The sequence below is a fragment of the Pseudomonas sp. Sample_24 genome, from assembly GCF_004307605.1.
Classification (GTDB): Bacteria; Pseudomonadota; Gammaproteobacteria; order Pseudomonadales; family Pseudomonadaceae; genus Aquipseudomonas.
Map to the genome: position 1 here is coordinate 1 of NZ_RCNW01000427.1, position 8,364 is coordinate 8,364.

Annotated in this window: 9 protein-coding genes, 1 pseudogene and 1 riboswitch; of the genes and pseudogenes, 5 read left to right on the forward strand and 5 right to left on the reverse strand. The window is 60.4% G+C overall.

From position 1 onward, the window contains the following. On the reverse strand, positions 1-502 hold a 502-nt coding region (locus D8V06_RS25160; protein ID WP_130932036.1), incomplete at its 3' end, for a LysE family transporter. A gap of 91 nt (positions 503-593) precedes the next feature. On the opposite strand from D8V06_RS25160, the gene D8V06_RS25165 reads away from it, so the two are divergent. The 3 genes from D8V06_RS25165 (at position 594) to D8V06_RS25175 (ending at position 3,429) form a co-directional block, all read left to right on the forward strand. Then, positions 594-1,559 (forward strand): 2-hydroxyacid dehydrogenase, encoded by a 966-nt coding sequence (locus D8V06_RS25165; protein ID WP_056853241.1) that lies wholly within the window; start codon positions 594-596, stop codon positions 1,557-1,559. A 33-nt stretch (positions 1,560-1,592) separates the two neighbouring features. Continuing rightward, the gene (locus tag D8V06_RS25170) at positions 1,593-2,591 is read left to right on the forward strand and encodes a class I SAM-dependent methyltransferase (protein ID WP_056853242.1); all 999 of its coding nucleotides are present in this window, start codon (positions 1,593-1,595) and stop codon (positions 2,589-2,591) included. A 40-nt stretch (positions 2,592-2,631) separates the two neighbouring features. Then, a riboswitch (yybP-ykoY riboswitch) is annotated at positions 2,632-2,754 on the forward strand. Between the two features lie 90 nt (positions 2,755-2,844). Next, positions 2,845-3,429, forward strand: coding sequence for a TMEM165/GDT1 family protein (locus tag D8V06_RS25175; RefSeq protein WP_056853243.1), 585 nt, complete (start codon positions 2,845-2,847; stop codon positions 3,427-3,429). A 167-nt stretch (positions 3,430-3,596) separates the two neighbouring features. Here the strand turns inward: D8V06_RS25175 and D8V06_RS25180 are convergent, their stop codons facing one another. Continuing rightward, complete coding sequence (locus D8V06_RS25180) at positions 3,597-4,415, reverse strand: M48 family metallopeptidase (RefSeq protein ID WP_056853244.1); 819 nt, start codon at positions 4,413-4,415, stop codon at positions 3,597-3,599. A gap of 273 nt (positions 4,416-4,688) precedes the next feature. Here D8V06_RS25180 and D8V06_RS25185 point away from each other — a divergent pair, with 273 nt between their 5' ends. Then, complete coding sequence (locus D8V06_RS25185) at positions 4,689-6,830, forward strand: methyl-accepting chemotaxis protein (RefSeq protein WP_130932037.1); 2,142 nt, start codon at positions 4,689-4,691, stop codon at positions 6,828-6,830. 152 nt (positions 6,831-6,982) lie between these two features. Here the strand turns inward: D8V06_RS25185 and D8V06_RS25190 are convergent, their stop codons facing one another. Genes D8V06_RS25190 through D8V06_RS25200 form a run of 3 tightly spaced genes read right to left on the reverse strand, consistent with a single transcriptional unit; the run spans position 6,983 to position 8,094 of the window. Beyond that, positions 6,983-7,606 (reverse strand): SOS response-associated peptidase, encoded by a 624-nt coding sequence (locus D8V06_RS25190; RefSeq protein ID WP_130908428.1) that lies wholly within the window; start codon positions 7,604-7,606, stop codon positions 6,983-6,985. A 35-nt stretch (positions 7,607-7,641) separates the two neighbouring features. Continuing rightward, positions 7,642-7,902 (reverse strand): DUF2007 domain-containing protein, encoded by a 261-nt coding sequence (locus D8V06_RS25195; protein WP_056853247.1) that lies wholly within the window; start codon positions 7,900-7,902, stop codon positions 7,642-7,644. Between the two features lie 9 nt (positions 7,903-7,911). Continuing rightward, a complete protein-coding gene (locus D8V06_RS25200) occupies positions 7,912-8,094 on the reverse strand; it encodes a CPXCG motif-containing cysteine-rich protein (RefSeq protein WP_056853248.1) in 183 nt (60 codons plus the stop codon). Between the two features lie 139 nt (positions 8,095-8,233). Here D8V06_RS25200 and D8V06_RS25205 point away from each other — a divergent pair. Next, a pseudogene (locus D8V06_RS25205) lies at positions 8,234-8,364 on the forward strand (glycerol acyltransferase); the annotation flags it as partial.

Genomic DNA, 8,364 nt, shown 5'->3' on the forward strand with positions numbered 1-8,364 from the left:
CCAGGCAGAACCAGATCGCCGTCGCCACTGCCAGGTACACCCCGTAACCGGCCTGTACCGCCAGCGGCGTGTGCGGGTTGATCACGACGGTGAACAACGACAGGAAAAACAGCGTGGCTTTCGGATTCAGGCCGTTGGTCACGAAGCCCGAGGTGAAGGCGCCGCGAGCGGTGCGCTCGCCCGCTTCCTTGTGCAAATCGTCAGTCACCGCTTTGGCAGGTTTTGCCCGCAATGCCTTGAAGCCGATGTACAAAAGGTAAGCGGCGGCGGCCCATTTCAGGGCGTTGAACAGCATGATCGATTGGGAAACGATCAAGCCGATACCCAGCAGGGAATACCCCACATGCAGGAAAATTGCCGTACCGACACCCAGCGCTGTCCAGGTGCCCGCGCGACGACCGTGAGTGACGCTTTCACGCACCACCACGGCAAAGTCCGGGCCAGGGCTGGCCACAGCCAGCAAGTGGATCAAGGCAACGGTCAAGAACTCGGTCCAGTACATGAGGGCTCCTTCAGGCCAAGCGTAACTATTTATTTCATCTGGTAGGCTCGGCAGATTACGCCTTCAGTTCATTGCACAAAAGGTACAGTTGATGACGAACACTCGCCGCGCCGTTTTCCTTGACCACCCGTCCCTCGATCTGGGCGACCTTGATCTCAAGCCGCTACGGGATTGTTTCAGCGAGCTGCAGCTGTACTCGCAGACTTTGCCGGATCAAGTGATCGATCACCTCAAGGGCGCTACCGTGGCGATCAGTAACAAAATCCTGATCGACGCCGCGGCCATGGCTGCCAGCCCCGAGCTGAAGCTGATTCTGATCACCGCCACCGGCACCAACAACGTCGACCTTGCGGCCGCCCGTGCCCACGGCATTACCGTGTGCAATTGTCAGGGTTACGGCACACCGTCCGTGGCGCAACACACGATCATGCTGCTGCTCAATTTGGCGACGCGTCTGGCCGACTATCAGAAAGCCGTGGGCGAAGGTCGCTGGCAGCAGGCCCGGCAGTTCTGCCTGCTGGACTATCCGATCGTCGAACTGGAAGGCAAAACCCTCGGCTTGCTCGGCCATGGCGAATTGGGCGGTGCCGTCGCTCGGCTGGCCGAAGCGTTCGGCATGCGTGTGTTGCTGGGCCAGATTCCGGGGCGCCCTGCCCGTCCGGATCGTTTGCCGCTGGACGAGCTGCTGCCGCAAGTCGACGCGTTGACCCTGCACTGCCCGCTCAACGAGCACACCCGCCATTTCATTGGAGCCCGTGAATTGGCCTCGATGAAGCCCGGCGCTTTTGTGGTCAACACCGCTCGCGGTGGCCTGATCGATGAACAGGCCCTGGCCGACGCGTTGCGCAAGGGTCACCTCGGCGGTGCCGCTACCGATGTGCTGAGTGTCGAACCGCCCGTCAACGGCAATCCGCTGCTGGCCAATGACATCCCGCGCTTGATTGTCACACCGCACAACGCCTGGGGCAGTCGCGAGGCACGCCAGCGCATCGTCGGCCAAGTCACTGAAAACGCCCTCGCCTACTTCAGCGGTAAAGCGCTGCGGGTCGTCAGTTGATAGACTGCGAGACTTTTTTTCACAGGAGCAGTTATGGATCCGCGCAGTGAAGTACTGCTTCGTCAGGCTGAATTATTCCAGGGGCCAGTCTTGTTGGCCGGTCTTCCCGCCGACGATTTGCTGGGCCGCCTGCCCGACGCTCGCGGTTGGTGCTGGCATGCGGGTGATCAAGCCGCGCTGGACGCGCGTTTCGCCGAGCGCAGCGATTTTGGCGTACACGTGCCGGAACACCCGTTTGACGCCGCCGTGGTGTTTTTGCCCAAGTCCAAGGATTTGACCGACTACATCCTCAACGCCTTGGCCTCGCGGCTGGCGGGGCGCGAGCTGTACCTGGTGGGCGAGAAAAAAAGCGGCATCGAGGGCGCCGCCAAACAACTCAATCCGTTCGGCAAGCCGCGCAAACTCGACAGCGCGCGACACTGCCAGCTGTGGCTGGTGACTGTGGCCAATGCGCCTGCAGCCAAACCGTTGGAAAGCCTCGCCCAGACCTACGAACTTCCTTTGGCTGAAGGCCCGCTCAAAGTCATCAGCCTGCCGGGCGTGTTCAGCCATGGTCGATTGGATCGCGGCAGCGCACTGTTGCTGGAGCATCTGGACAAACTGCCCAGTGGTCACCTGTTGGACTTCGGTTGCGGTGCAGGTGTTTTAGGCGCCGCGGTAAAACGGCGCTATCCGCACAATCAGGTGACAATGCTGGACGTCGACGCGTTTGCCGCCGCCAGCAGTCGCCTGACGTTAGCCGCCAACGGTCTGGAAGCCGAAGTGATTACCGGCGACGGCATCGACGCTGCACCGATGGGTTTGAGTGCGATCCTGAGCAACCCGCCCTTCCATGTCGGCGTGCACACCGATTACTTCGCGACCGAGAATTTGCTGCGAAAAGCAGCCAAACATCTGAAAAATGGTGGCGAACTTCGCTTGGTAGCCAATAGCTTCCTGAAGTATCAACCATTGATCGAAGAGCACCTTGGCGTGTGCGCCATCAAGGCCGAAGGTCAGGGTTTCAGGATCTACCGAGCCAAACGCGGGTAGAAATTTGTACTTGCCGAATGGATTTTGCCTAGGCAGAATCCGCTCCGTCCTAGGGGAGTAGTCTCCCACGAGCGCCATGCTCGTCCGGCATACGTCAACATACTTGGTCCTCAGACCATGGCGTATGCGACCCAAGCGTCCGCATCAGACGGACCGCAGGGTTTGACAAGACCTATGACACGCACACCTTACCCGGGGCGGGAAGGCTGTACGTGTCATAGCCGTGTCGACCCGCCCCTTAGGAAAACCCCTGATGCTGGATTCATTGCTCGTTCCCACCGCAATCGTTGCCTTGGCCGAAATTGGCGACAAGACGCAACTGCTCGCGCTCATTCTCGCTGCCCGTTTCCGCAAGCCTTGGCCGATCATCGCCGGCATCGTTGCCGCGACCCTTGCCAACCACGCGGCAGCCGGCGCGGTTGGCGCATGGGTGGGCAGCTTCTTCTCGGATACGTTGCTGCACTGGATCCTCGCAATCAGCTTCGCCGCCACCGCTTTGTGGACCCTGGTGCCAGACAAGATGGATGACGACGAAGCCAGCACCGCCCGCAAGTTCGGGCCGTTCCTGACGACGTTGATCGCGTTCTTTCTCGCGGAAATCGGTGACAAGACCCAGATCGCGACCGTGATGCTGGCTGCGCAATATCCGGAATTGTGGCTGGTGATCATCGGCACCACCCTGGGCATGTTGATTGCCAACGTGCCGGTGGTCTTGGCGGGTAACTTCGCTGCAGACAAACTGCCGTTGACCCTGATTCGCCGCTTGGCGGCGTCGGCGTTCTTCATTCTGGCGATTGTTGCGGTATACAAGGCGATGCAGGCTAGCGGATGGGTTTGACGCGGTAGGCAATCATTGTGGCGAGGGAGCTGGCTCCCGCTGGGCTGCCTGGCAGCCCCAAACCAGATGATCGCGTGTTGTCAGACTCGACGCGTCATCCGGATTTACGACTGCTGCGCAGCCGGGCGGGAGCCAGCTCCCTCGCCACAAGTGCCCTCCCGCGCAGATCAGGACTTCTTGGCTTGTTCGTAAAGTGGCATGACTTTCGGAATCGCCGCCTTCAACGCTGCAGTCCGGGTGCTAGAGGACGGGTGCGTGCTGAGGAACTCCGGCGGAGCACCTTCGCTGGCCTTGCTCATCTTGTTCCACAGGGTAATGGCGGCATTCGGGTTGTAACCCGCGCGAGCAGCCAGTTCCAGGCCGATCAGATCGGCCTCGTTCTCATTGCCGCGACTGTTGGGCAAGGTCATGCCGTAGTTGGCCACGGTGTCGGCCAGCGCCAGGGTGTCCTGCCCCAACCCGAACAACGCACCAGCGCCCTGCTTCGCCATTTCCATGCCGTAGGCCTTGGACATCGCTTCACGACCGTGCTCACGCAAGGCATGGGCAATTTCATGGCCCATCACCGCGGCGATTTCATCGTCGGTCAATTGCAGACTGTCGATCAGTCCGGTGTAGAAAAAGATCTTGCCGCCCGGTCCGCAGTTGGCGTTGAGCTCGTCACTCTTGATCAGGTTGACTTCCCACTTCCACTGGGCCGCATCCGGGCGGAAGTTCGGCGTTTGGGCAATCAGCCGATCGGCGATCACCTGTACGCGCTTGGCATCGCTGCTGGTTTTGTCCAGCACGCCTTTACTGGACGCTTCGCCGACGGTCTTCTGATAAGACTGGGCATACATTTGGTCGACCTCTTGCGAGGACAACATGCTGAACATGTACTGCTTGCGCTCAACACCCACCGCGCCACCGCTGGTGGTGTTGACAGATTGGCAACCGGCGAGCAACAGACCTGCGCTCAGCGCACACGACACCAATGTCTTGTTCATCAAAAAACTCCCTGAAAACATGACCGTATCCTAGGCGCGGAAAGGTATCGGCGCCAGATACAACGGCATATATGACGCGCATTTCAGACAAAGCTCTCGTCACTGCAGTAAAAAATTCATGAAACCGGGTAAGCCACCGTCCGTAAAGCGCGGGCAATGATTCATTTGCGACATCGAGCACCCCAAAACAGTCATTTCAGTGACGCCCGCTCATGCCCCTCCAGCCCCCTGCCGATACACCTCCGCGGATGTCCTTTTGCGTGCGGAGCAACCATGAAATTCAAGTCGATCCAGTTTTCCGTGGCGGCCCTGGCCGGCGCCATCGTTCTGAGTGTGGTGGCGGCCCTGGTCGTTTACGCGCTGTTCTCCGGTGCCCGGACGCAAGACATGGTCCAGGAACGGACCCAGGCGCAATTCGAGCAAGTCATCGAGCAGCGCCTGACCTCACTGGCGCAAACCCAGGTCAGTCAGATCCAGCGCGAGCTGGAAGCCCCCCTGTTGATTGCCGGCGGCCTGGTGCGGGTCAACGCGCTGATCGGCACGCCCGGCGCCGATGGCCAACCTGCCCTGAGCCTCAGCCGCGAGCAATTGATCGGCCTGATCAAGGAAAACGTAGCGAAGAACCCGAAGATCCTCGGCACCTACATCGGCTGGGAAAAAGACGCGCTGGATCACAACGATGCGGCGTACGTCGGCACCCAGGTCGCTGGCATCGACACCAGCAACGGGCGCTTCCTGCCCTGGTGGTTCCGCAATGAAGACGGCAGCCTTGGGCTGGACAAACTGGTGGACGTCGATGACCAGAAAACTCTGTCCACCGGGGTGCGCGCCAGCGAGTACTACCTGTGCTCGAAAGAAACCAAAAAATCCTGTGTGATCGACCCGGCGCCTTACAAGGTCGGCGACAAAATCGTCATGCTCGCCTCCTTTATTGAGCCGATCATGCTCAACGGCGCCTTCCAGGGCATCGTCGGTGCCGATCTGTCAGTGAACTTCATTCAGGAAATGCTCCTCGGCGCCAACCAGAAACTCTACAGCGGCGCTGGCGAAATGGCCCTGATCGGCGGCAATGGACGAATCGTTGCCTACACCAAGGATCCGAGCAAATTCGGCGAAAAAGTCAGCGACATTCTCGACAGCAAGCAGACTGCCAACATGGCCAATCTCAAGCGTGGCGAAGTCACCTATACCGTCGACAAGGCCCAGGGCCGGATCGAGTTGTACCTGCCCTTCGGCATCGGCCAGACCGACGCCCGCTGGACCCTGATGCTGCAACTCCCGCTGAATGCGGTCATGGCCGATCTGCAGAAACTCCAGGCGGACCTCGACTCCCAGCGCAAGTCGGACACGTTCGGCATGGCCATGGTCGGCCTGTTGATTGCCGGTATCGGTTTGCTGGTGATCTGGCTGGTGGGCCACGGCATTGCCCGTCCGTTGAAGCAAATGGTCGCGATGCTCGACGATATCGCCCAGGGCGAAGGCGACCTGACCCGCCGCCTGAGCAGCGACCGCGCCGATGAATTGGGCTCGATCGCCAAAGGCTTCAACACCTTCCTGAGCAAGTTGCAGGCGATGATCACTCAGGTGGTGACGTCGGTGCAGAGCGTCAGCGACTCTTCGGAACACACCGCCGACATCGCCATCCGCACCAACACCGGCGTGCACAAGCAGATGGCCGAGATCGATCAGGTCGCCACGGCGGTGCACGAAATGACCGCCACCGCTCAGGACGTAGCCCGTAACGCGACGCAAGCGGCTCAAGCCGCCAGCCATGCAGATCAGGCTGCCAGCCAGGGGATGCAAATCGTCCGTGATACCTCGAATTCCATTGGTGCTCTGGCCGTGGAAATAGGACGCGCGGTCGGTGTGGTGCAAACCCTGGCCAAGGACAGTGAAAACATCAACGCGATCCTCACCGCCATCCGCGGCATCGCCGAGCAGACCAACCTGCTGGCCCTGAACGCCGCCATCGAAGCCGCCCGGGCCGGTGAACAGGGTCGCGGCTTCGCCGTTGTGGCCGATGAGGTGCGCAACCTGGCGCAGAAAACCCAGAAGGCCACCGAAGAAATTCAGACCATGATTCAACAGTTGCAACAGGGCACACGGGATGTGGTGCGGGTCATGGAAGACAGCCAGAACCGCACGGACGAAAGCGTCCAACACGCGGCGAAGGCGGCCCAAGCGCTGGAAACCATCACGCAAGCCGTGTCGGTGATCAACGACATGAACACCCAGATCGCCAGCGCCGCCGAAGAACAAAGCGCGGTAGCCGATGACATCAACCGCAACGTGATCAATATCGGGCAAGTGGCCAATGAAGTGGCCAGCGGTGCGGATGAATCGAGCGCGGCGAGTGCGGATTTGACCAAACTGGCCGAACAGCAGCGGCGGCTGATCAATCAGTTCAAGGTCTGATCCAAAGGCCCCATCGCGGGCAAGCCAGGCTCCCACAGGTTTTGCGTGCGCCGCAAAACACTGTGGAAGGATCTGATCCACAGGTTTCGTGAACACCGCAAAACCCTGTGGGAGCCTGGCTTGCCAGCGATTGGGTCAGCACAGACAACCCATCAACCCGGGGTCAAACACTCCGGCCCGTTGAGCTTCGGATCATTGACCATATTGGCCAACACCCGCTCGCGCAACGCGGCGGGCTCACTGGCCAGCAGGGCTTGCAAGGTGTGCAGCGGCGTCTCGGGATCGAGCCATGCCGCCTGCCCCGCCTCATCCAGAATCAGCGGCCGACGCTGGTTCGCCGCCGGCTGCGTGATGACCGCCGTACTCAACCAGACTTGTTCCTGCACCGGATACGCTTCCCAGATCGCCGCAAAAAACAATGACGAACCCTCCCCCGGCGTCAACCAGTATGGGCGCTTGCGCGTGGTGCCGCGCCACTCGTAGAAACCGTTGGCAGGCAGCAGGCAGCGCCGCAGTCGCAATGCTTCGCGAAACATGGGTTGCTCGGCCACGGTTTCGGCGCGGGCATGGGCCGGGGTTCGGGACAGATCGGTCAGCCACGGCGGCGTCAGGCCCCAGCGCGCGCGCGCCAGTTCCCGCTGGCCGTGCGCACCGGCACGCAGCATCAACACCGAATCATTGGGGGAAATGTTCCACTGCGCCTGCTGATCGGCGGGAAAACCTGGCAGGGTCGCGAAGTCGCGGTTCCAGCGAAACAGGGCATAACGTCCACACATGGGGCAGCACGACTCTTGATCAAACGAACGCCAGCCTAACAGACCAGCGTGCCGGGGAAGCTTTCCGGTTCATCGCCGGACAGCGGCAGCGCGGCATTGTACGCGCTGATCAGCTCGCGGGCGTATTCGGCCTGATCGTTATCCACCGCCAACCCCAGCAGGCCGAAGATCGGCAATTCACCGGTGGCCCCGACCAGATCGCGGCCCACCAGATGCGCCTCGATGCCCTCGCTGGCGAGCATGCCTTGCAGCAGCTCGCCTTCCATCAGGTTTTCCGGTTCGTAGATGCGCTGCATATGCGCCCCTCATTCGTTTTCGCTGAAGACTTCCAGAAACCAATCCTCACCATGAACCTGCAATACAAACGTGATTGGCCGACAGCACACCTGACAGTCCTCAATGTAGGTCTGATCGCCGCCGGAGAGGTCCACCGTCGTCTCGACTTCTTCACCACAATACGGACATTCATACAGCGCGTTTTCCAGCATCGCGGTCTCCCGGGTGACTTGTGCGTATAATCGCCGGTCTATTTGCAGGGCTATTTTTGTCTGACTACTTTTTCAGACCGTACCCCGCCGGTTTTCGATCAGAACCTTTACTTACCCTAGCCGTTTCTAACAAGAGAGCATGATGGGCGAATTCGATGCCATCCGACCTTACGACGACAGCGAAGTCCCGGCAGTACTGGACCGGCTGCTCGGCGACAAGGCGTTTCTAGATATCCTCACCCACTTCCGCTTCCCGCGTTTTGCCGGTGC

Coding starts and splice junctions, on each gene's coding strand:
- D8V06_RS25165 (WP_056853241.1), top strand. CDS start 594: ATGACGAACACTCGCCGCGCCGTTTTCCTTGACCACCCGTCCCTCGAT.
- D8V06_RS25170 (WP_056853242.1), top strand. CDS start 1,593: ATGGATCCGCGCAGTGAAGTACTGCTTCGTCAGGCTGAATTATTCCAG.
- D8V06_RS25175 (WP_056853243.1), top strand. CDS start 2,845: ATGCTGGATTCATTGCTCGTTCCCACCGCAATCGTTGCCTTGGCCGAA.
- D8V06_RS25180 (WP_056853244.1), bottom strand. CDS start 4,415: ATGAACAAGACATTGGTGTCGTGTGCGCTGAGCGCAGGTCTGTTGCTC.
- D8V06_RS25185 (WP_130932037.1), top strand. CDS start 4,689: ATGAAATTCAAGTCGATCCAGTTTTCCGTGGCGGCCCTGGCCGGCGCC.
- D8V06_RS25190 (WP_130908428.1), bottom strand. CDS start 7,606: ATGTGTGGACGTTATGCCCTGTTTCGCTGGAACCGCGACTTCGCGACC.
- D8V06_RS25195 (WP_056853247.1), bottom strand. CDS start 7,902: ATGCAGCGCATCTACGAACCGGAAAACCTGATGGAAGGCGAGCTGCTG.
- D8V06_RS25200 (WP_056853248.1), bottom strand. CDS start 8,094: ATGCTGGAAAACGCGCTGTATGAATGTCCGTATTGTGGTGAAGAAGTC.